This window comes from Flavobacterium alkalisoli (genome assembly GCF_008000935.1).
Taxonomy (GTDB): Bacteria; Bacteroidota; Bacteroidia; order Flavobacteriales; family Flavobacteriaceae; genus Flavobacterium; species Flavobacterium alkalisoli.
On sequence record NZ_CP042831.1, the window covers coordinates 199682 to 226070 of the forward strand.

At 39.5% G+C, this 26389-nt stretch carries 6 protein-coding genes; 4 read left to right on the plus strand and 2 right to left on the minus strand.

Features of this window, described 5'->3' with window-relative positions; genetic code table 11:
• Window positions 1-16: 16 nt before the first annotated feature.
• The 4 genes from FUA48_RS00810 to FUA48_RS00825 all read left to right on the plus strand — a co-directional run bounded on the left by FUA48_RS00810 (window position 17) and on the right by FUA48_RS00825 (window position 3237).
• Window positions 17-1261 carry a glycoside hydrolase family 27 protein gene (locus tag FUA48_RS00810; protein ID WP_147581670.1) on the plus strand — a complete coding sequence of 415 codons (1245 nt, stop codon included), beginning with the start codon at window positions 17-19 and terminating at the stop codon, window positions 1259-1261.
• On the plus strand, window positions 1258-2214 hold the full coding sequence (locus FUA48_RS00815; RefSeq protein WP_147581671.1) for a glycoside hydrolase family 5 protein: 957 nt from the start codon (window positions 1258-1260) through the stop codon (window positions 2212-2214). Before FUA48_RS00810 ends, FUA48_RS00815 begins: the two co-directional genes overlap by 4 nt.
• Window positions 2215-2299: 85 nt before the next feature.
• Window positions 2300-2767: a hypothetical protein gene (locus tag FUA48_RS00820; RefSeq protein ID WP_147581672.1), complete on the plus strand. Its 468-nt coding sequence runs from the start codon at window positions 2300-2302 to the stop codon at window positions 2765-2767.
• Between the two features lie 5 nt (window positions 2768-2772).
• Window positions 2773-3237, plus strand: a complete 465-nt coding sequence (locus FUA48_RS00825) for a hypothetical protein (protein ID WP_147581673.1) — start codon at window positions 2773-2775, stop codon at window positions 3235-3237.
• A gap of 314 nt (window positions 3238-3551) precedes the next feature.
• Here FUA48_RS00825 and FUA48_RS00830 read toward each other — a convergent pair whose 3' ends face one another.
• Both FUA48_RS00830 and FUA48_RS00835 read right to left on the minus strand, forming a co-directional pair.
• On the minus strand, window positions 3552-4487 hold the full coding sequence (locus tag FUA48_RS00830; RefSeq protein WP_147581674.1) for a PorP/SprF family type IX secretion system membrane protein: 936 nt from the start codon (window positions 4485-4487) through the stop codon (window positions 3552-3554).
• 72 nt (window positions 4488-4559) lie between these two features.
• Complete coding sequence (locus FUA48_RS00835) at window positions 4560-26354, minus strand: T9SS type B sorting domain-containing protein (protein WP_147581675.1); 21795 nt, start codon at window positions 26352-26354, stop codon at window positions 4560-4562.
• Between the last annotated feature and the right edge of the window lie 35 nt (window positions 26355-26389).

The window sequence follows — 26389 nt, forward strand, 5'->3', positions numbered from 1 at the left end:
ACAATAAAAAAACATAATGAAAAAAATCTTTTATAGCCTTTTAAGCTTAATATTATCCCTATCGGCATTTTCACAGGGAAATAACCATAAACTGGAACCTTCAAAATTTGAAGGACTGGCCATGACCCCTCCTATGGGATGGAATTCATGGAACACTTTTGCAACCGATATAAATGAAGACCTGGTAAAACAAACTGCCGATATTATAGTAGCATCGGGCATGAAAGATGCCGGATATACTTACATAGTACTGGATGATGGCTGGATGACGCGTGAAAGAGATGAAAACGGCAACTTAGTTCCCGATCCTAAAAAATTCCCTGGCGGAATGAAAACCTTAATAGATTATGTACACTCTAAAGGCTTGAAATTTGGATTATACAATTGTGCAGGCACTAAAACCTGTGCCGGTTATCCGGGAACAAGAGGATATGAATATCAGGATGCCCGCTTTTATGCTGCGCTGGGTATCGATTTCTTAAAATACGACTGGTGTAATACAGAAGGCATTACCGCTAAAGAAGCTTATACAACAATGAGCAATGCCCTTAAAACTGCAGGCAGGCCAATCCTTTTCAGCCTTTGTGAATGGGGAGACAACCAACCTTGGGAATGGGCAGAACCATTAGGAAATATGTGGAGAATATCAGGAGATATATACCCTTGTTTTGACTGTGAGTTTAAGCACCCTGAAAACTGGTCGTCATGGGGATTCATGAAAATTATTGACATGAGAAAAGGTATCAGAAAATATTCGGGACCTGACCACTGGAATGATTTTGACATGATGGAAGTAGGCAATGAAATGAATGATACTGAAGATAAATCTCATTTCAGCATGTGGTGTATGGTGGCTTCTCCGCTTATTGCAGGCAACGACTTTAGAAAAATGAGTAAAGAAACGCTTAACATTCTTACCAACAAAGGTATGATTGCCATCAATCAGGACAAACTGGGAATACAGGGGTTTAGATATAATGACAATAACGGTCTTGAAACATGGGTAAAGCCGCTTGAAAATGGCGATTGGGCTGTAGCTTTTCTTAACAGAAGTGAAGAAGAAAAAACAATTGACTTTAACTGGAAAGATCATAGCATAAAAGATGAAGAATTCAACAAGCAGACTTCATTCAACACCTCTACTTATGACATTCAGGATGTATGGAATAACAAAAAAGCAGGAAATACTAAAAAGGCTTACAAAAGCAAAATAGCTCCGCATGATATTGTTGTACTAAGACTTACTAAAAAATTGAAATGACACAACGCTTAAAACATATTATAGCTACACTCCTGCTCTGCTCTGCCTGTTTTGCACAGGTAAGCAAACACGGGCAGCTAAGTGTTGAAGGAACAAAACTGGTTGACCACAACAGCGAACATATTATGCTTAGAGGCATGAGCTTTGGGTGGCATAGCTTTTGGCCCCGCTTCTATAATAAGGAAGCGGTACAATGGCTTAAAGACGACTGGAATGTAAACATTGTTAGAGCTGCAATGGGTATAGAGGTTGGCAACAACACTTACCTGCAAAATCCTCAGGATTCTGAACAAAAAATAATGGCTGTTGTAGATGGAGCCATAGCTTCTGATATTTATGTTATTATAGACTGGCACAGTCACAATATAAACCTTAAAGAAGCGAAGCTGTTTTTTGACAAGATGTCTAAAAAATATGGAGACAGCCCCAATGTTATTTATGAGGTATTTAATGAACCTGATGAAGAAACATGGCCGGAAGTAAAAGCATACAGCGAAGAAATAATTAAGGTTATACGAAAAAATGACCCTGATAATATCATACTGGTAGGCTGTCCGCATTGGGATCAGGATATTCACTTACCCGCTCAGGATCCTATTACGGGATTTAAAAACATTATGTATACGGTACATTTTTATGCCGCTACCCATAAACAGGAGCTGCGTGACCGTACCGACAAGGCAATTGAAGCCGGATTACCTGTATTTGTTTCAGAATGTGCAGGCATGGAAGCAACCGGAGACGGCCCTATTGATTATGAAGAATGGCAACGATGGATTGACTGGATGGAAAGCCGCGGACTTAGCTGGATTACATGGTCGCTATCTGATAAAGATGAAACCTGTAGTGTACTAAAAAAGACTGCCTCTTCTACAGGAAACTGGAAGAAAGATGACCTTAAGGAGAGTGGTGTAAAAACAAGAGACTATTTAAAATCATTGAATAAATCATAGATTTAGTTTGAGTTAGTTTTGTAATTTTAAAAACCCTGTAAAAAGCAGGGTTTTTTATTTTATCTTCGCACAAAACCAATAACTGATGAAAAAATTAATTTATTTATGTCTTGCCTTATGCATGACTACAGCGATTAGTTTCGCACAAAAACTGACCGACAAAAACTTACAGGGAACCTGGAACGTTGTTGCAGTAGATCTTCTTGAAACAGAAGGTATATATCTTGACCTTATAAAAGAAGATGTTGTTTTCTCTGAAGAAGTGAAAAGCCAAGCTCCTGCAGAAACATTAGAGCAGGCCAAAGCAAGTATGGCCCCAACCATAACCATGCTTAAAGAAATGAAAATGATAATAACCGGAAATAATGTACAGCAATTTATACCGGGAGAAGAAGTAAACGGTGTTTATACTCTGGTTAACGAAAATAATAAGCAAATGCTTAAGATTACATATTCTGACGACACAGAGGATTTTGTTGAAGTTTACATGAAAGAAGACAAGCTTTATATTGACCTTGAACAGGATGGTCTTTTTATTTATAAAAAAGGATAATTAGGATGAGAACAACAAAGTTCTTAATCCTATTCGTTCTATTGTGTTTCAAATTATCAAATGCACAGGAATCAACTCAGCAAAGTCTTCAGGGAAAATGGACATTAATAGCTTTAGACGCTATGCAAAGTGAGGGGTTTTATCTTGATCTCGCCAATAATTCCTATGAAATTTCTGATGAGTATAAAAAAATTATAACTCCTGAAAATGAAAGTAATATTAAGGCCACAATAATTCAATTCACCGAAAGATTTAAGGATAACTTTGTCTTATTCGAACAAAATAATATCCAAAGAGTTATAGCCGGAGACGAAAATAAAGGCACATTTATTATTAAAAATAATAATGACAAATCGTTTCTAAACATTAATTACAATAATAATATTAAAGACAGCTTAGAGTTTTTCATTAAAGACAAAAGATTACACATAATTGTTGATAATGAAGCCGACTTTATCTTTACAAAGTAATAAAACAAAAAAAGCTCACCACTTGGTGAGCTTTTTTTGTTTAGTAATTTTTTAGCGAAGGAAGCAGGCCCCTACAAAAAGCAGGATTATGGAAATGCATAAGTTACAAACACCCATGCTCCTGAACCTTACACTGTCTCTGTCGATTCCCGCCAGAATTAGTTTTCCTGACGCCATTAGAAAGAAAGCTCCAAACGAATAACATAAAACCTGGTACATAATCGTAGTTTTTTAGTGAAACATTAAGACTCCTCTTTTCTTTTTCTTTTTAGCTTTTTTAGTTTTCCTCAAACTAACATTAAACAGATGCAGGATTAATGCCATGTACAAGGACAGTTACTAACACCCTGGAAGATATCCAGACCAATAGTTATCATGTGTGTACCACTGTTATAAGCCAACAACTCGTTTGTTGTTAACTGATAAGAGTACGCAAAATAAAAATTCGAAACTTTTAGACCTACCATAGGGCCTATATTAATAGGGTTACCCATCTGGTCGTTAAGAAAACGATAGTTACCCCCTATCCAGTAATAATTTTCGCCATCCATATAGCGAAACTTAAGGTTGATATCTGTTGTAGACCTTCCGTCACTTTCAAAATACTGGATAAAGCTTGAAGGTTCAACTTCCAGATTACCACTACCCTTAAAGGTATATCCGGTATAAAACTGGTAATTCCTTAGTTTGTTTGGCTCGTTTATAGCAAAAACATCAAGGCTTTTATTAAGTAAGTTACTACCTGTAGCATTAAAATAAAACTGACCTATCCTGTATAAAACAGCAACATCAAAGTTGTGGTTAACCACATACCTGTTATTGCTTATAGAGGGGTCGGGAGTTTGGATATTCTCTATATCTACCTTAAACTGGTTAAGGTTGTAAGAGATACCAAACGACAGGAACTGGTTATTATACTTATCCAGAATAATGTGGTGGGCAAAAGATACCTTACCACCATACTGGCGGGTATTACCATTCTTGTCGTTATATAAAAACAATCCTATACCAGTATCATCGGCTATCCTCATGTCTGCAGCTAACGACTGCATGTCGGGCGCATCCTTAATACCTACCCATTGGGTAAGACCGTTTGCCCTTATCTTAACATAATCCCCTATACCCGCATAAGCAGGAGAAATTATAAAAGGGTTATCTGCCAGATATTGTGTAAATGTTGGTATGGTTAACTCCTGAGCACGTAAAAAAGATGCCGTTAGCAATAATAATAGGAGAAATGTTTTTTTCATTTTTTGAGTTTTTGGCCTGTTATGATAATTAAAACCACAGCCGGCTAAGCGGCCGTGGCTTTTATTAATTTATTATCTGAATATGGTAAAGTGTCCTACAAATTCCCTGTCATCTTCCGGATTGTTAAGTTTTACTATATACCAGTAATCTCCGGTTGGCAGTTCTTTTCCGTTATACTTACCGTCCCACTCCTGTCCTTGTCTCAGGGTTGCCAGTTTCCTGCCGTACCTGTCAAATACATAGAACTCAAGGTTTGGATAATTTTGAGCATTGCCCGGCGCCCATGTGTCGTTTATTCCGTCATCATTTGGAGACATTACATCCGGAAGGATGATATCAACAAATTCCGCTGAAATAGTTTTTTGAGCCACACAGCCTCTGCTATCAGTCACTGTTACCACATAAGTTCCGGTAGCATAAATCTCAAATACGTTTGTACTACCCATATAGTCGTTGTTAAACGTATATGTATAACCTCCTGAACCTCCTGTTGTAGTTGCAGTAATTTCATTAAGATCAGTTTCTGCCAGGATCAGCACAAGCGGTGTAGTATTTTCTACAGTTACCGGATCTGTACTGTCTATACATCCTGATTCATGAAGTACGTCTACAACATAAGTACCGTCTGCAAGGTTAGTAAACACGTTACTTGTTTGCGGTGTACCACCGTTTAGCGAGTAAGTTACCTGACCCTGAACACCTGACTCTACATTAACTGTCAGGATATTCTCATCACAGTTGTAAACCAGTTCCGGTGTTGCATTAATTGTTAGTGGTGCATCCATCCATACATCTATAGAAGCGACACATCCGTTAGCATCTTTAACATAGATGGTATAAGTAACACCTCCGTCAAGATTAGTATAAAGGTTTTTATCAACTTCAAACGGCTGGTTCATATCCATACTTGTAGAGTATGGCGCTGTACCTCCTGTAATATCAATTAATATTGCACCATTATCGTCATTTTCACATACTTCAGGGTATACCTCAACTTCAGTAAGTATAAGTGCAGTTGGTTCACCTATAGTAGCTGTGTATTCCATATAACAGCCTGTTTCATCCTGAACTCTTACTGTATAAGTTCCAGCCGGTACATTAAATGTACTTTCGGCAGTCATAACAAAGTCAGGCGAAATACCATAAGTAAGCTGTCCTACACCTCCTGAACCATCAACCATAATAACACCATTTGCCTCACCATTACATAGAGCATCCCTTACTGTTAGCAGGCCAAGGATTGGCTTACTGTTTCGAAGCGTAATTTCTCTTGTCTTAATACATCCGTTTGTGTGTCGGATATACACCGTGTAAGTCCCGGCAGGTAAATTAGTAAATATGTTTGATGACTGGTAGTTCACTCCATCAATAGAGTACATGATATCTCCAGCTATATTAGCATTGATGTTCTCTACCGTAATCATGTGAAGCGGTGTGTTATTGTTACATATCTGCTCTGATGTAAGAACAGGGTTAAATGTTACACCATCTTCAATATTGAATACGATTGGTATAATAGAACATCCTACCGCATCCTGAACGAATACTATATGCTGGCCACCGCCAAGGTTACCGTAAGTAAACTGATCCTGAACAAAAGTAACTCCGTCCATACTTGTTGAATATGGCGCTGTACCACCTGATACGCTTATGGTAACTGTACCATCGTTAGCATTTAAACAGGTTTCGTTAGTCCAGTTTACAGAAGCTACAATTTGTGACTGAGCCTGAGTTATTACCACATTGTTTATGGTTTGTACACATCCTAGCTCATCTCTTACCTTGATTGTATATGTTCCTGCTACCAGTGAAGTAAACGTATTGTTAGTTGTATAAGTAAATACCGGTGAAATGGCATACTCTAACTGACCTGTACCTCCTGTAGCGGTAACCAGGATTTCTCCTGTATCATCCCCAAAACAGATTACGTTTTGAGTAACCGTTGCCGTAGCATTAACCGGCTGATGATCTTCCACATCAAAGTCAACTGTTTGTATACATCCGTTTAGATGCTGTACATAAGCTGTATATGTACCTGCTGTAAGGTTATTATAGATATTAGAAGCCTGATATGTTACACCATCTACAGAGTACTGAACCTGACCTACATACTGAGAAGCAATTGAAATAGTCACTATGTTGCCCGGTGTATTGTTATTACAGATATCCTGTACGTTAACACTTGGCTGGGTATTTACACCCGGAGCTACAGTAAATGTTATTGGCGTTACTGTACAACCGTTACTATCCATTACATAAACTGTATGGTTACCTGCTGTTAAGCCTGTGTAGTTAAACACATCCTGAACAAAGTCAGCAGGGTTATTAGAATCCAGACTTGTAAAGTATGGAGCCGTACCACCACTTACTGTAAATGTTACTGTACCATCGGCATCATTAAAACAGATTTCATCTGTTGTAACAACATTGCCTGTCACTAAAGCAGTTGTTGGTTCAGTAATAGTAAGTGTAGCACTTTGTACCTCACAGCCTATACCGTCTGTTACCATCACTGTATAAGAACCGGCTGTTAAACCTGTAAATACATTGTTAGTTCCATATATAAAGTCTGGTGAAATGGCATACTGAAGTGTACCTGTACCTCCTGAAGCCGTTACGGTTATCTCACCCGTTGCCTCACCAAAACATAGTACATCAGCAGTTACTACAGCCGCATTTAATGTTATTGGCTGAAGGGTGTTGATTGTAAATGTTGTGGTCTCTATACAGCCGTTTGCATACTGTACATAAGCCGTATAGTTACCCGGTGCTAAGTTGTTGAACACGTTTGATGCCTGGTAGGTAGTACCGTCAACTGAGTACGTAAGGTCAGCAGGGTCTAATGTCTGTGACGAAACCACATCGATTGTCACCTCATTACCCGGTACGTTGTTAGTACAGTTCTCTACTACTGTAGCACTTGGTGTCATATCTGCACCCGGAGCAATTGTAAAGTCAACAGGCGTTACTGTACAACCGTTACTATCCATTACATAAACTGTATGGTTACCTGCCGTTAAGCCTGTGTATGTAAACACATCCTGAACAAAGTCAGCAGGGTTATTAGAATCCAGACTTGTAAAATATGGAGCCGTACCACCACTTACTGTAAATGTTACTGTACCATCGGCAGCATTGAAACAGATCTCATCTGTTGTAACAACATTACTCATTGTTAAGGCAGTTGTTGGTTCAGTAATAGTAAGTGTAGCACTTTGTACCTCACAGCCTATACCGTCTGTTACCATCACTGTATAAGAACCGGCTGTTAAACCTGTAAATACATTGTTAGTTCCATATATAAAGTCTGGTGAAATGGCATACTGAAGTGTACCTGTACCTCCTGAAGCCGTTACGGTTATCTCACCCGTTGCCTCACCAAAACATAGTACATCAGCAGTCACTACAGCCGCATCTAATGTTATTGGCTGAAGGGTGTTGATTGTAAATGTTGTGGTCTCTATACAGCCGTTTGCATGCTGTACATAAGCCGTATAGTTACCCGGTGCTAAGTTGTTGAACACATTTGATGCCTGGTAAGTAGTACCGTCAACTGAGTACGTAAGGTCAGCAGGGTCTAATGTCTGTGACGAAGCCACATCAATTGTCACCTCATTACCAGGTACGTTGTTAGTACAGTTGTCTACTACCGTAGCACTTGGTGTCATATCTGCACCCGGAAGGATATCAAACACTAGCGGTGTAGCAATAGTACAGTCGTTTGCATCTTTTACAAATACTGTATGTGTACCTGCCGTAAGTCCTGTGTATGTAAACACATCCTGAGCATAATCAGCATCATTGTTTGAATCAAGGCTTGTAAAGTACGGAGCTGTACCACCACTTACCGTAATGGTTACCGTACCATCGGCAGCATTGAAACAGATTTCATCCGTAATCACATCTATAGCTGATGTCAGTGCGTCAACTGGCTCATCTACAGTTACTGAAGCTACCTCAAATTCACAGCCTATACCGTCTGTTACCCTTACGGTGTAAGTTCCCGCAGGTAGGTCTGTAAATACATTTGAAGGACCGTAAACATAAGCCGGTGATATTGCGTACTGAAGTGTACCTGTACCGCCTGTAGCTGTTACAGTTATCTCTCCTGTAGACTCTCCTTTACAAAGAACATCTAGTGTAGCAACTGCTGTAGCAGCAATTGGCTGAAGGGTGTTGATTGTAAATGTTGTAGTCTCAATACAGCCGTTTGCATGCTGTACATAAGCCGTATAGTTACCCGGTGCTAAGTTGTTGAACACGTTTGATGCCTGGTAGGTAGTACCGTCAACTGAGTACGTAAGGTCAGCAGGGTCTAATGTCTGTGACGAAGCCACATCAATTGTCACCTCATTACCCGGTACATTGTTAGTACAGTTGTCTACTACCGTAGCACTTGGTGTCATGTCTGCACCCGGATTTATAGTAAAGTCTATCGGAGTAATAGTACATCCGTTGCTGTCTGTTACATATATAGTATGAGAACCTACAGCTATATTAGCATACACAAACTGATCTTGTACAAAGTCAGCAGGGTTGTTAGAGTCCAGACTTGTAAAGTATGGAGCTGTACCGCCACTTACTGTTAAAGTTATTGTACCATCATTTGCATTGAAACAGATTTCATCAGTTATAACTTCAGCAGCAGTAAGAGCAGCTGAAGGCTCATTCACTGTTAAGTTAGCTGTAGTTATTTCACAACCTATCTCATCCATTACACTCACTGTATAAATACCTGCAGGAAGACCTGTAAATACATTGTTTGCAGTATAGTTAGCAGGATCTGTTGAAATAGCGTATGTAAGAGCTCCGGTACCTCCTGAAGCAACAACAGTAATCTCACCTGTTGCTTCACCAAAACATAGTACATCAGCAGTTACCGCAGCACTATCAATTGAAATTGGTTGTAGTGCATTGATTGTAAACGGTGTTGTTTGTATACATCCGTTCGTATGCTGTACATAAGCCGTATAGTTCCCCGGAGTAAGATCTGTAAAGAAGTTATCCGTTTGATAGTTAACTCCGTCTATTGAGTATTGTACGTCTGCTAATACGTTTGGATTAACATTCACAATTACCACATTACCCGGTACATTGTTAGTACATAAAGGAAGAACCTCAGCATATGGCTGAATGTCTACACCCTGCTCAATATCAAACACAAGCGGTGTAGCTATAGTACAGTCGTTTGCATCTTTTACAAATACTGTATGTGTACCTGCCGTAAGTCCTGTGTATGTAAACACATCCTGAGCATAATCAGCATCATTGTTTGAATCAAGGCTTGTAAAGTACGGAGCTGTACCACCACTTACTGTAATGGTTACCGTACCATCGGCAGCATTGAAACAGATTTCATCCGTAATAACATCTATAGTTGATGTTAATGTATCAACAGGCTCGTCTACTGTTACTGAAGCCACCTCAAATTCACAGCCTATACCGTCTGTTACCCTTACAGTGTAAGTTCCCGCAGGTAGGTCTGTAAATACATTTGAAGGACCGTAAACATAAGCCGGTGATATTGCGTACTGAAGTGTACCTGTACCGCCTGTAGCTGTTACAGTTATCTCTCCTGTAGACTCTCCTTTACAAAGAACATCCAGTGTGGCAACTGCTGTAGCAGCAATTGGCTGAAGGGTGTTGATTGTAAATGTTGTGGTCTCTATACAGCCGTTTGCATGCTGTACATAAGCCGTATAGTTACCCGGTGCTAAGTTGTTGAACACATTTGATGCCTGGTAAGTAGTACCGTCAACTGAGTACGTAAGGTCAGCAGGGTCTAATGTCTGTGACGAAGCCACATCAATTGTCACCTCATTACCAGGTACGTTGTTAGTACAGTTGTCTACTACCGTAGCACTTGGTGTCATATCTGCACCCGGAAGGATATCAAACACTAGCGGTGTAGCAATAGTACAGTCGTTTGCATCTTTTACAAATATTGTGTGTGTACCTGCCGTAAGTCCTGTGTATGTAAACACATCCTGAGCATAATCAGCATCATTGTTTGAATCAAGGCTTGTAAAGTACGGAGCTGTACCACCACTTACTGTAATGGTTACCGTACCATCGGCAGCATTGAAACAGATTTCATCCGTAATAACATCTATAGTTGATGTTAATGTATCAACAGGCTCGTCTACTGTTACTGAAGCCACCTCAAATTCACAGCCTATACCGTCTGTTACCCTTACAGTGTAAGTTCCCGCAGGTAGGTCTGTAAATACATTTGAAGGACCGTAAACATAAGCCGGTGATATTGCGTACTGAAGTGTACCTGTACCGCCTGTAGCTGTTACAGTTATCTCTCCTGTAGACTCTCCTTTACAAAGAACATCCAGTGTGGCAACTGCTGTAGCAGCAATTGGCTGAAGGGTGTTGATTGTAAATGTTGTGGTCTCTATACAGCCGTTTGCATGCTGTACATAAGCCGTATAGTTACCCGGTGCTAAGTTGTTGAACACATTTGATGCCTGGTAAGTAGTACCGTCAACTGAGTACGTAAGGTCAGCAGGGTCTAATGTCTGTGACGAAGCCACATCAATTGTCACCTCATTACCAGGTACGTTGTTAGTACAGTTGTCTACTACCGTAGCACTTGGTGTCATATCTGCACCCGGAAGGATATCAAACACTAGCGGTGTAGCAATAGTACAGTCGTTTGCATCTTTTACAAATATTGTGTGTGTACCTGCCGTAAGTCCTGTGTATGTAAACACATCCTGAGCATAATCAGCATCATTGTTTGAATCAAGGCTTGTGAAGTACGGAGCTGTACCACCACTTACCGTAATGGTTACCGTACCATCGGCAGCATTGAAACAGATTTCATCCGTAATAACATCTATAGTTGATATTAATGTATCAACAGGCTCGTCTACTGTTACTGAAGCCACCTCAAATTCACAGCCTATACCGTCTGTTACCCTTACGGTGTAAGTTCCCGCAGGTAGGTCTGTAAATACATTTGAAGGACCGTAAACATAAGCCGGTGATATTGCGTACTGAAGTGTACCTGTACCGCCTGTAGCTGTTACAGTTATCTCTCCTGTAGACTCTCCTTTACAAAGAACATCCAGTGTGGCAACTGCTGTAGCAGCAATTGGCTGAAGGGTGTTGATTGTAAATGTTGTGGTCTCTATACAGCCGTTTGCATGCTGTACATAAGCCGTATAGTTACCCGGTGCTAAGTTGTTGAACACATTTGATACCTGGTAAGTAGTACCGTCAACTGAGTACGTAAGGTCAGCAGGGTCTAATGTCTGTGACGAAGCCACATCAATTGTCACCTCATTACCAGGTACGTTGTTAGTACAGTTGTCTACTACCGTAGCACTTGGTGTCATATCTGCACCCGGAAGGATATCAAACACAAGCGGTGTAGCAATCGTACAGTCGTTTGCATCTTTTACAAATATTGTGTGTGTACCTGCCGTAAGTCCTGTGTATGTAAACACATCCTGAGCATAATCAGCATCATTGTTTGAATCAAGGCTTGTAAAGTACGGAGCTGTACCACCATTCACTGTAATGGTTACCGTACCATCGGCAGCATTGAAACAGATTTCATCCGTAATAACATCTATAGTTGATGTTAATGTATCAACAGGCTCGTCTACTGTTACTGAAGCCACCTCAAATTCACAGCCTATACCGTCTGTTACCCTTACGGTGTAAGTTCCCGCAGGTAGGCCTGTAAATACATTTGAAGGACCGTAAACATAAGCCGGTGATATTGCGTACTGAAGTGTACCTGTACCGCCTGTAGCTGTTACAGTTATCTCTCCTGTAGACTCTCCTTTACAAAGAACATCCAGTGTGGCAACTGCTGTAGCAGCAATTGGCTGAAGGGTGTTGATTGTAAATGTTGTAGTCTCAATACAGCCGTTTGCATGCTGTACATAAGCCGTATAGTTACCCGGTGCTAAGTTGTTGAACACGTTTGATGCCTGGTAGGTAGTACCTTCAACTGAGTACGTAAGGTCAGCAGGGTCTAATATCTGTGACGAAGCCACATCAATTGTTACCTCATTACCCGGTACATTGTTAGTACAGTTGTCTACTACCGTAGCACTTGGTGTCATATCTGCACCCGGCTCAATAGTAAATGTTAATGTAGCTGTAATAACGCAGTTATTAACATCATGAACATCTATTGTATGTGTACCTGCTGCAAGACCGGTATATGTAAACATATCCTGAACAAATGCAGCAGAGTCTAAACTTGTAAAATAAGGAGCAGTACCTCCTGAAACAGTTACCGTAACTGTTCCGTCGGCAGCATTGAAACAGATTTCGTTTGTAATACCTCCTGTTACCGAAGCGGTAAGCTGAGCAGGCTCATCTACCACTATAGCTGAAGAAGTAACCTCACAACCTATCTCATCCATTACACTCACAGTATAAGTACCTGCAGGAAGACCTGTAAATACATTATTTGCAGTATAGTTACCTGGATCTGTTGAAATAGCGTATGTAAGAGCACCTGTACCTCCTGAAGCCGTTACAGTTATTTCACCTGTGGCATCACCAAAACAAGCAATAGCTGATGTTATTGGAGTTGCATCTATACTGATAGGAAGAAGATTGTCTATTACAAAATCATCTGTATCTACACATCCGTTAGCATGTCTTACATAAGCGGTATAGTTACCCGGAGTAAGATCTGTAAAGAAGTTATCCGTTTGATAGTTAATTCCGTCAAGGGAGTATACCACGTCTGCCAATACATTTGTAGCAACATTTACAATTACTACATTACCCGGTACATTATTAGTACATAAAGGAAGTACCTCTGCACTTGCCTGTATATCCACACCCTGCTCAATATCAAATACAAGTGGTGTAGCAATCGTACAGTCATTTGCATCTTTTACAAACACTGTGTGTGTACCTGCCGTTAAGCCTGAGTATGTAAACACATCCTGTGCAAAATCAGCATCGTTGTTTGAATCAAGGCTTGTAAAGTACGGAGCAGTACCACCACTTACCGTAATGGTTACCGTACCATCGGCAGCATTAAGACAGATTTCATCTGTAATAACATCTATAGCAGATGTTAGCGCATTTAGCGGTTCATCTACTGTTACAGAATTTATCTCAACCTCACAACCTATACTGTCTCTTATCCTTATGGTATAAGAACCTGTTGCAAGATCTGTAAACACATTTGAAGAACCATAAACAAATGCCGGTGAAATTGCATATTCAAGAGCTCCCGTACCACCGGTGGCTGTTACTTCTATCGATCCTGTTGCATCTCCCTTACATGGCACATCAACTATATTTGAAATTGAAGCACTAACAGGCTGTAACGGATCTATAGTAAAGTTCACCGTTTGTACACATCCGTTAGTATGCCTTACATATACTGTATATGTAGCCGGAGCAAGGTTTGTAAATATATTTGATGCCTGATAGTTGGTACCGTCTAATGAATACTGAATATCTGAAGCATTAAGTGTTTGTGACGAAGCAACATTAATAGTTACCGTATTACCCGGCACGTTATTGCTACAAGTAGCTACAATATCTGCTGTTGGTGTCATATCAACACCTTCATTTATTGTAAAGTCTATTGGCGTTACAGTACAATCATTAGCATCCTTAACATAAACTGTATGGTCTCCCGCTGCAATACCTGAATATGTAAGCACATCCTGTGCAAAATCAGCAGCATTATTAGAGTCCAGACTTGTAAAGTATGGAGCTGTACCACCTGCTATTGTTAAAGTAATTGTACCATCAGCATTATTAAAACATATCTCGTGGGTTAAGCTACCAACCGAAGCTGAAAGAGGTGCAGTTGGCTCCATTATTTCTAATGTAGACGTTTCAACCTCACAGCCTATTCCGTCAGTCACCCTTACAGTATATGTTCCTGCTGTTAAACCTGTAAATACGTTAGTTGAACCATACACGAATGCCGGTGAAATTGCATACTGAAGTGTACCTGTACCACCTGAAGCAGTTACAGTTATTACCCCTGTTGCATCACCAAAACATAGTACATCTGTAGTTACTACAGCCGAATCTATTGTTATTGGCTGAAGTGTATTGATTGTAAACGTATCGGTTTTAATACAGCCGTTTGCATGTTGTACATAAGCCGTATAGTTACCCGGTGCTAAGTTGTTGAACACATTTGATGCCTGGTAAGTAGTACCATCTAGTGAGTACGTTAGGTCGGCAGGATCTAATGTCTGTGACGAAGCCACATCAATTGTTACCTCATTACCCGGAACGTTGTTAGTACAGTTTTCTACTACCGTAGCAGTTGGTGTCATATCAACACCCGGAAGGATATCAAATGTTATTGGCGATGCTATAGTACAGTTATTGAAATCCTTAACATATAATGTATGTGTACCTGCTGCAAGGCCTGTGTATGTAAACACATCCTGTGCAAAATCAGCAGGGTTATTAGAATCAAGACTTGTAAAGTATGGAGCGGTTCCGCCTGAAACAGTTACAGTAACTGTACCATCAGCGTCATTGAAACAGATCTCATTTGTAATACCTCCTGTCACAGAAGCTATAAGCTCAGTTGGTTCATCTACAAATATACCTGCCGATGTAATTTCACAACCAATAGTATCGGTTACACTCACATAGTAAGTTCCCGTTGCTAAGTTGTTGAATACATTACCTCCGCCATAAGTAAACGGACCTGTTGCACTTGTAGAAATACCATACTGAAGTGCACCTGTACCACCTGAAGCAGTTACAGTTATTACACCTGTAGTACCTCCAAAACAAGCAATAGGCGTTGTTACAGTAGCAGCATCTATACTGATAGGCTGACGTACATTAATTGTAAATGTATCGGTCTCAATACAGCCATTTGTATGTTGTACATAAGCCGTATAGTTACCCGGCGCTAAGTTATTGAACACGTTTGATGCCTGGTATGTCGTACCGTCTACAGAGTATGTAAGTTCTGAAGGGTCTAAAGTTTGTGATGATGTAACATTAATAGTTACTTCATTACCCGGTACGTTGTTAGTACAGTTTTCAACTACTACAGCATCCGGAACCATATCAACACCCGGCTCAATATCAAATGTTATTGGCGATGCGATAATACAGTTATTGGCATCCTTAACATATAATGTATGTGTACCAGCCGCAAGGCCTGTATATGTAAACATATCCTGGGTAAAATCACCCGGGTTATTAGAATCCAGACTTGTATAGTATGGTGTTGTACCTCCCGAAACAGTTACGGTAACTGTACCGTCGGCAGCATTAAAACATATCTCGTTTGTAATACCTCCTGTTATCGAAGCAGTAAGCTCAGTTGGTTCGTCTACAAATATACCTGCAGATGTAATTTCACAATCAATAGTATCGGTTACACTCACATAGTAAGTTCCAGTTGCTAATCCGTTAAACACGTTACTAGCCCCGTAAGTAAACGGACCTGTAGCACTTGTAGAAATAGCGTACTGAAGTGTACCTGTACCACCTGAAGCAGTTACCGTTATAACACCGGTAGCATCTCCAAAACAAGCAATAGGCGTAGTTACCGGAGTTGCATCAATGCTTATAGGAACAAGGGTATTTATTACAAAGTCATCGGTATCAACACATCCGTTAGTATGTCTTACATATACTGTATAGTTACCCGGGGTTAAACCATAAAACTCGTTAGAAGCCTGATAAGTAACATTGTCAAGAGAGTATTCTACATCCGCTAACACATTAGTATTAACACTCACTAAAACTACACTACTAGGCACATTATTAGTACATATTTCGAAAACCTCTGCAAGTGCCTGAATATCCACACCAGGGTTAACCGTAAAGTCAAGAGGAGCAACTATTGTACATCCGTTTGCATCTTTAACGTATACCGTGTGATTTCCAGCTGCAAGACCTGTATAAACTAACTGGTCTTGTGTAAAGTCGGCATCGTTATTTGAATCAAGACTTGTAAAGTATGGTGTTGTACCACCACTTACAGTTATGGTTACTGTACCATCCTCTGCATCAAGACATATTTCATCTGTAACACCACCGGTAACAGAAGCTGTTAGCTGAGTAGGCTCATCTATAAATATACCTGCTGATGTAATTTCACAAGTAATTTCATCCGTTACACTTACATAGTAAGTTCCTGTTGCTAAATCTGTAAACACATTAGCTGTGCCATATGTAAACGGACCTGTAGCACTTGTAGAAATACCATATTGAAGTATACCGGTTCCTCCTGAAGCTGTTACAGTTATTTCACCCGTTACATCACCAAAACATTCTATAGGTGAAGTCACTACAGCAGAATCTATAACAATAGGAGCCGTTGGATCAATTACAAAATCATCTGTTTGTATACATCCGTTAGTATGCTGTACATATGCTGTATAAGAACCTGCTGCAAGATTATTAAATACATTTGATGACTGATAATTTGTACCATCTACTGAGTAGGTAAGATCAGCAGCATTTAATGTTTGAGATGAAGTTACAGATATTGTCACTTCATTAGCAGGAACATTATTCGTACAACTGTAAGCCACAGTTGCCTCAGGTGTCATGTCTACACCCGGATTTATATATTGTTGTAGCGGCGGATTTACATTACAGCCATTTGAATCTCTAACATAAATATCAAAAGCTGTACCTCCTACAAGGCCTGAGAAAGTATACTGAGTTCCTGTTACAGGAATATAAACAAGTGTATCATCAGTCGAAATACTTAAATCATCTATTGCAACTTCATAAGTCCCTGTACCTCCCCAAATATTTACAGTTATTGATGCATCAGAATCTCCTAAACATGTCTCATCCTGTAAACTTCCTAAATCAATCTCTGCTTCAAGAAGAGCAGGATTTAAAATTTCTACCTGGAACATTTGGAAACATCCATTTTGATCCTGAGCAATTACATCATACCAACCTGCAGGAAGAGCAGTAAACACATTAGTACTCACAAATTGGTTAAGATAAGGTGAAATGGCATATTGTACAGTTCCTGTACCACCATTAGCGGTTACAGTTATGCTACCATTATTCTCATTATAACATAATACATCAGTCTTTGCTACAGAAGCAGTAAACAATGTAGGTGAAGCAATATTAATAACCGGTGAAGTTTCCTCACAGTCATCACTTGTTACACGAACATAATAATCACCTGCAGGTAGTCCTGAGAAAGTATTTTCTGCCTGTGGTCCAGCTATTACTGCGCTAGTACCATCCAGAAGTTCATAACTATAGTTACCTAAACCTCCTGTTACATTTGCAACAATTGAAGCTGTAGATTCACCAAAACAGTTAATAACTGCACTGCTAAGATCAAGGTTTATGGTTAACGGCGGTACCGGAAGCACAGTAACCTCGTTAGAAAGTACTGCTGCACAGTTATTGCTGTCACGTACATAGATTTGGTAAGTACCTGCACCCACAGTATAAACTGTCTGGTTAGTATAAGTTACACCATCCAAGCTATATTGATAAGTAGGTGTACCACCAGTTGCAGAAACTGTAATCTCTGCCTGAGTTGTACAGGTTAAAGTATCTGTAAGATTTAAGAATGCCTGAATCGGATCCGGCTCATTTATAGTAACCGTAGGTGTTGTTAAATCACAACTCCATCCATCAGTTACAGTAATGCTGTAGGTACCTGCACCAAGGTTATCAAACGTTGGTGATGTTTGTGCATCTGTACTAATAACTATTGTAGTACCTGCATCATCATATATATTAAGTATATACTGGTATACACCTTCACCACCTGTTACACCTGTTACATCTACTGTAGCGGTGTTATCACCATTACATAGTAACAATGTTGCAGAAGCATTGATCGTTGCCGATATCGGGTCCGGTTGTATTAGATCTATTGTTTGTGAAACTATACAACCACCAGCATCTCTAACATTTACAGTATAGTTTCCGGCAACAAGACCTGCAAACGCATTGTTTGTTCCGTATGGCTGAACAGTAGTTGCAGCTGTGTTGTTTATAAGCTCAAACTCATAAGAACCCCAACCTCCTGTTGCAGTTGCTAAAATTTCTCCCTGATCGTTTGTACAGGTAACGTTAGCCATTTCAGCAGCGTTAAGCACAAGCGGATCTGCCGGAGAGGCAACTGTAATATTATTTGACACGGCAGAACAGAAAGGAGAATCTGTAGCGGTAATTGTTACGTTTAAGTTACCTGCCGTTAATCCTGTTATTGTAAACGGATTTGTTGTTGTAGCACCACTACCTGTAGCTACAGTATTACTTAATCCATCTGTAACCACATAGTCATAAGCACCGGTATATCCTGTTACTTCAATAGTAACAGTACCGTTTGCATCTCCAAAACATGTTACCTGAGTAGATACTGTGGCTTCAACCTCAATAGTATCATAAGGAGCTATAGTGTAAGGAGCAGTAGTAATTTCATAACATCCCGTTACATTATCTGTAACCTGGAAGTCATAACTACCCGGTGCAGAAAGAACAAAATCAGCTGTATATGTTCCCGCACCCGGAGTAACAGACGCTTGTGTACCAAGTGGCAGTAAATCAAAAGTGAAATCTCCCGAACCTCCTGTTACCGTTATGGTAACTGTTTCGTCGTTAGTACATGTAATAGCTGTTTGTAATGTAGGTACTACACTTATTATTTCCGGTAACGGATTTATTGTTAACGGGAATGTAGCCGTACAGTTATTAGCATCTTTTACTGTTACTGTTATATTTTGTGTAGTACCATTATCTACTACTTCAAAAGTATTTGATGTAAAGAAGTTAGTACCATCTATACTATAAGTATATGGAGCCGTACCTGTACTTGCACCTACAATAGCTGTTATTGTTGATGTAGTTACCGCGTTAGTAACATCACACGCAAAATCTGTAGCTGTTGCCGTAAGTGTTAATGCATTAGGCTCTGTAATATTAATTATTTCCTGAGCCGTACAGTCTTTACCGGAAGTTACCGTTAATGTATAAGTACCTACTGCAAGACCTGTAAATATGTTTGAGTTTTGTACTACGGCAGGGTTAGTACCGTCGTTTAGTGTATATGTATAAACAGGGTTGTTGTTAGAAGCCGGAAGGGTAACAACTATAGAGCCGTCATCTGCCCCATTACAGCTTACGTTTTGAGAAACATAAGTAAATGTAACCGGAGTTGGCGTTTCAAGTGTTACAGGTGCCGTAACGCTACAACCTGTTGTTGTATCTGTAATTTCTACGATATAATCGCCCGGATCCTGACCCGCAAATACATTTGATGGATTTGCTGCCACGATAGGGTTATTTGCCGTATCCTGAAGTTCATATTCGTAATTAGATGAACCACCGGTAGCAGTAACTGTAATTACCCCGTCACTACCTGCACAGGTTGGCTGAGCCGTTACCGCAGGAGTAAAGTTAAGCGGAGGGTATACAGTAATTGTTTGTGTATCGGTACAGCCATTTACATCTCTAACAGTTACATCATAAGTTCCTGAAACAAGGTTAGTATAAGTAAATGTAGTACCCGATTGTGCCTGGAATGCACCTCCGTTAAAGCTGTAAGTATAAGGAGGCATCCCTGCTGTTGTAAGGTCTACCTGAACTGAATAGCTACCTTCGGCAACATCACATTGCTGTACTACAGAAAGTGCAATTACCGGAGAAGGATCTGTATCTAATGTTATTGGTGCTGCTATTGGCTGAATACATCCGTAAGCATCCATAACATATACCATATAATCACCACCGTCAACATTAAATGTGTTTGATGATGTCCATCCTGCTGTAGCAGCCGTAGGAGGTGTAGCTACAGGAGCAGCCAGTATTAAATATTGATAAGATGCTGTACCGCCATCTGCAACAGCAGTTATAACACCTGAATTTGCATTACAGTTTGCATTTGATACAACAGAAGCTGTAACTGTAAGCACTTCCGGAGATTCAGTTATTGAGAATTGTCCTGAAGCAGCACTACAACCTGCATTTGCACCATCAACTTCTGTAAATAAAATAAAGTAAGTACCCGGAGCTAATGGTCCTATACCCGTTATTGTTGCCGGTGTTCCTGTAGTAACAGGTGTTGAACCCGTTACTCCTGTTGGTTGGTTAGATTGTGCATAGTATACTTCATAAGTAACCTGAGTAGTACCTGCATCAAAATTATCTATAGTAACATCTATATTACCATCCGCGTTACCTTTACAGCTTACGTTATTAATAACATCTATTATTGAAGTTAATGACGAAGGAGTATTTATAGGCTGATCTGCAGCTTTTACATAATAACATCCTGTTACGTTATCACGAACTACAAAAGTATAGGTTACACCCGGTATAAGCCCTGTAAATGTAGAGGTTAAAGGTGTACCTAAATCTGCAGCCTGCCAGTCACCTGCCGGAATATTTGCAGGGTCATTTTCTGTTGTTAAAACAGCAAAACTATAGTCGTTACTACTTACATCCGGATTTACAGTTACTACTGCTGTACCACCCGTAGCACAATCTGAAGTCAATGTAGATATATCAATATCCATGTCCTCAGGCGGTGAAGCCATAATGATATCCTGCTCTATTAATGTACAGCCGTTAGCATCAACTACAGTTACCTGATAGATACCGTAATCTAAGATTGCAAATGAATGGTCTTCGTTTGTCGTGGCCGTAAAGCTATCAGCATATCCAAAGTTATTAGAAAGATAGTATGTAAACGGAGTTGTACCACCCGTTACATTTTCTATTATAATTTCACCTGCAGATACACCTGTACCAAGAGGATCACAAGTAATAGGAACCTCAGTTGTATCAAAAGCAACAGCTGTAGGTTCTGTAATTATTACATTCGTTTGAGAATCAGTACAAGCATTTGCATCTGTTACCGTAACAGTATAATTACCCGCAGGTAAACCTGTGGTTTGAGTAAAATAATCAGTACTTGTCGTAGTATTATAAACATTTATAGTGTAAGGTCCTGTACCGGTAGTGGTATCAACAACTACTGATAGCGCACCTGTGCTCTCGCCATTACATAAAATGTTTTGAGTTTGTGTTACTGAAGTTATAGACGGTAAAGTAAGCGGAGCTATAACAGTAGTGTTAGTTTCTGTTACACATCCGTTTGCATCTGTTATACGGAATCTAAATGACCCGTCTACAGCCGTCTGGTATGAAATTGAAGAACCTGTTACTGAAGCAGAAGCACCATAAGTAGTACCTCCGTCAGCAGAAACCTCATAAGTATAAGGAGATGTACCTCCATTAATAGTTACATCTATTTGAGCATCAGGTGATGCAGTACAGTCTAAACCTTTTGTAAAGGCAGCCATTGCAGTTAATGTAGGTGCAATGGTTTGTGAAACTGTATCTGTACAACCGTAAGCATCGGTAACTGTAATATTGTATGTATTTGGAGTAAGGTTGCTAAACACATTTGATGACTGGTCCGGAGCTCCGTTAAGTGAATATGTAAACGGAGCAGTACCACCTGTTACAGTAACTGTAAGTGAAGCGCCATTTGAATCATAACAAATATCAGAACCTGTTAATGAGGCTGTCAATGCCGGTGGAGTACTTAATGTAAACGTATCTGTTACTGTACAGTTGTTAGCATCTCTAACAGTAACAGTGTAAGTACCTGCCTGTGTTAAACCTGTAAATGAAGAACCCGACTGCGGACCTACTGTAGAAAGGTCTGGTTGGGTTAAAATATATTGATAGCTACCCCACCCTCCTGATGCTGAAACAGAAACACTTCCGTTTGCCACACAGGTTATTGGGTTAGATGTAGTTGCTATTGTTAATACCGATGCAGGTTGGCTTATTGTAACCGTAGCCGTAGCCGTACAGTTGGTAACATTATCAGTAACCGTAATAGTATATGTTTCGGCAGCAAGTCCTGTTAAAGGTATTGCTGTAGCTGTTGCAGAAGCAGATGAACCTACTGTTGCAGAAGCACCATTAACTATTGTATAAGTATAGTTAGTAGAGAAACCGCTTACATTAAAGTTAAGCGAACCGTCTGCTGCACCAAAACATGTAACATTGCTTACTGGCTGACCATTAACCGCAATAGGTGTTAAAGCGTTTATTGTATAGTTCTCGCTATAAGTACAACCTTTACTGTCTGTCACCATAAATGTATATGTCCCCGCACTAAGGCCTGCAAATACATTATTGGTACCGTTATTAACTACTGCCGCAGCAGGAGCTGTTATCTGGTAAGTAAACGGACCTGTACCCGACACTACTGTTAAAGTAACATCTGAAGTTAGTGTAGGACATGTTTGTGTTGTAGCACTAAATGTAAGATCTGTAGGCGGTGTAAGCGGATCTATTACAATTGAATTAATAACATATGTACATCCGTTAGCATCTTTAATTGTAACATTATAAGTACCTGCTGTTAGTCCTGTAAAGCTAGTGGAAGAAGTAAAGTTAACCCCATCTACACTATACTGATATGGAGCAGCACCTCCTGTTATGGTTGCCGTATCAACAGTAATAGTCGCTCCCGATGAACCTGCAACTGTACAGTCATAAGGCTGAGTTACACTTGCAGTACCTCCTGTTATAGGGTCCGGTTCAGTAATAGTAAATGTAAAAGGGAAATCACACGATCTGTTACCTTTAGTTTGATGTAATATAACAGTATAATCTCCGGGTGGTAATCCTGTAAACGACCCTGAATTGTTTGAAGCTATTACATTATCTAAATCATCCAGTAGCTGGAAAGAAACATTATATCCCTGAGTACTACCTATAGTATACACTATAGATCCGTTATTGGCACCATTACAGCTAACCATATTTACGGCTGTGGTATATGCCACATCAGGAACAAGATCAATAGTTACTTCGTTTGAAAGAACAGTACAGTTGTTTTTATCTACCATGATAAAAACATAATCTCCCTGTTGACCTATAGGAATATTAAATATCACACTCGTTTGGTAATCTTCAGGAGTAGGGTTTGCTAATACTCCATTATAACTGTAAACAGCATAAAGATATGGCGTTTGACCTCCAGAAGAACTCATTTGAATATTACCTTCATCACAAGATATATGCTGTGAAACAGTTGCAGTTAAATTAAGATTATTTTCATTTAATATCGTAACTGTATTACTTACAGAACAGCCATCATCGGTAGTTACTGTATATGTATAAGTACCTGCATTAAGTCCGGAAAATGTATGGTTATTATCCATTAAAGGTCCGTGAGTAACATTATATCCTCCAGGTCCTGTTAAATTAAAATAGTACTGAGGCAACACATTTTGTGCTACCAACTGAATACTTCCTAAACCATTACATGTTATATTTTCAGCAACTACATTAACAGTAAGATTTCTGTTTTGAATACCTATATTATCTATAGTAAATTCACAATACGTATTACCCGGATTAGCATCAACCCCCTGTTGTCTGAAATTTACTGTATATGTACCAGCTGTAGCAATATCAAATGATGGTCCCATACCATCAGTATAGTCATAAATAACAGTGTTAGTTGTTTGGTCTACCAGCTGATATTCATAACCTGCAGGAACATTAGTCACTGTAATATTACCATCGCTATTACAAATAATGTTTTCTTTTGTAAACTGCGGGTCAAGGTTATTTTTATACACAAAGAAGTAGTAGGTAGCCGGACAACCATCATACATAACTATTAAACGGTACTGTCCCGCTGTATCAGCTAAATAGTTTGGCCCTGTAGCTACTTCATCCCATGTTCCGTTTGGACAAACTCTCCACGGACAATCATCCGGAAGCGTTTCTAATGTTGGACATGTTGGACATATTCCGGCTGGAGTTGCTAAACATGCACTTTCATCAAGTTTTTGCCAACTTATACTTGTTGCACCGCTTATTGCCGTCTGAATAAATCTTTCATCATCTATACCACATAAAAATATATTAGGTATAACACTGCTACTGCCTTCATTAGCACATGAAGCTAACTCATCGGCATAAGGGATAACCGGATTTGGATAAAGAGAACCAGAGTTGTTAACTATAAAATGTTCTACTATAGATACACAGGGAGCAATTGCAGTATTTTCAACGTAATACTCACCTTCAAGAACACTCACTGTTTGAGATGTATATTGTACTCCTCCACCATCAAGAAGTGGAGTACCATCGCCATTAAACCATGCGTAAGTATCGTAACCGCTTGCAGCAGTAAGTACAACCGGATCGGCACATAAAATCACTGTATTTTCAAAAATACAATCATCAATGTCTACCAAAAAGTTTGATGGCCCATATTCACCAATACCACATAGAGCATCATAACTGTAAAAACTAGGATCATCAGATATTACTCCACTGTTTAATACACCCTGATATGTTGCATAAGCCTGGTTTTGTATTATGTTAGAGCAGGCATCCTGTAATTCATTACAGGAGTTTACTACCTGTACCCTGATACCTATAACATATTCAAAATCTTCTTCCTCAACTAAATTATCGGGAATAGTAAATAAGATTTCCCCCGTAGTAGCATCATAGGTCCATGTTACACCAGGTGCACCACTCACATCAATAGATTCAAAAGTCGTGTTTATAGGTAATATATCCCTAATCGTTGTATTAACAGCATCATCATTACCTATATTCTCAAATTCTATATAATAATCCAGTACCTGTCCTAAAGTTACATCTGCACCAGTTATATCATTACCTGCAAGATCATGAACACGTTTAATAAGTTTGATTTCCGGCTCAATAATTTCAACGGCAAATGTTGCTAAAAAAGCACCGTAACCATCTCCCGATGTAGTAAGCGTTAATGTTGCTCCCGTTTCGTTATTAGGTATAACACTATTGCCCGGATTATTCATGTCAAACATGTCTAAGTCCAAACCTTGTGTGTTTTCGCTGTTTGGTGTACGTGTAGTTACATAAGCTCCATTATTAGTAATAGTAGAGTTAAAAAAGTTATTGTTAGGATTAAGTGTTGTAGCCATATTGGTATATCCGCCTACAGAATTAGCCTGAAACCTTAACTGATCACCTGTTAATCCTCTATCCCCTTCCAAAGCTGCAACACCCAACCTTGCGTTAACAGGCTGTGGGTTAGGCAAGGTAACAAAACCATTAATATTAATATCAGCACTACTCGACCCACTAACACCCTTATAACCATCAAATGTGGAGATAAATTTTCCAGGTAAAGTTGGATCCTCATAAATAATAACCATTACCCATCCTGCAGAACTCGACCCATCTCTTCTCCCTTTTGCTGCTCTTAAATTTGCCAATGTGTATTGACCATTAGGGTCAGCTAAAGCCGATACTAAACCGGTAATATTTTTATAACATATAATAGGTGAATCTTTATAGGACAGAGTTATATCTAAAGGATTATAACCATCAAATATAATATCATCTTCATCTCCTACAGCATCTGCATTATTATCGGCTACAAGATCTATATAAGCCCCTCCGGGCAATTTAAACTTAACCTGATTCCAGTCTTCTATTCTTTGATTTCCGGGCGAATACGACCATTGCTGCCCGGAATTGTTACTCCTTTCATATGGATAAGTTGAAGCCCAATACAGACCGGCATATACAACTCTATGACAGCTCCCCGGAATACTCAAAGAGGCACTACTGGAACTGAAAGTTGAAGGATCCCCATCAATATCAATATATTCCATATTGTGTGAGTTATTATCCGTGCTACCGTTATAAGGGGTATTTGCCTCAGACGGATTACTTGCGGAAGCCCTGTTAAGAATATTATTTCCTACAAAAACAATATCTCCTTTTACCTTGATATTACCTCCAGAAAGTCTTGGAGAGAAATCTACAGCTACCGGAGTTTGTGCCTGCATGGCAAAACACGACAGTAAAAATCCTAACAGGATCTTAATCCTTAAATTGTGTATTCGTATATGCATTTGTGTTTGTATTGGTGTTTTAGTTGGTTTTATTG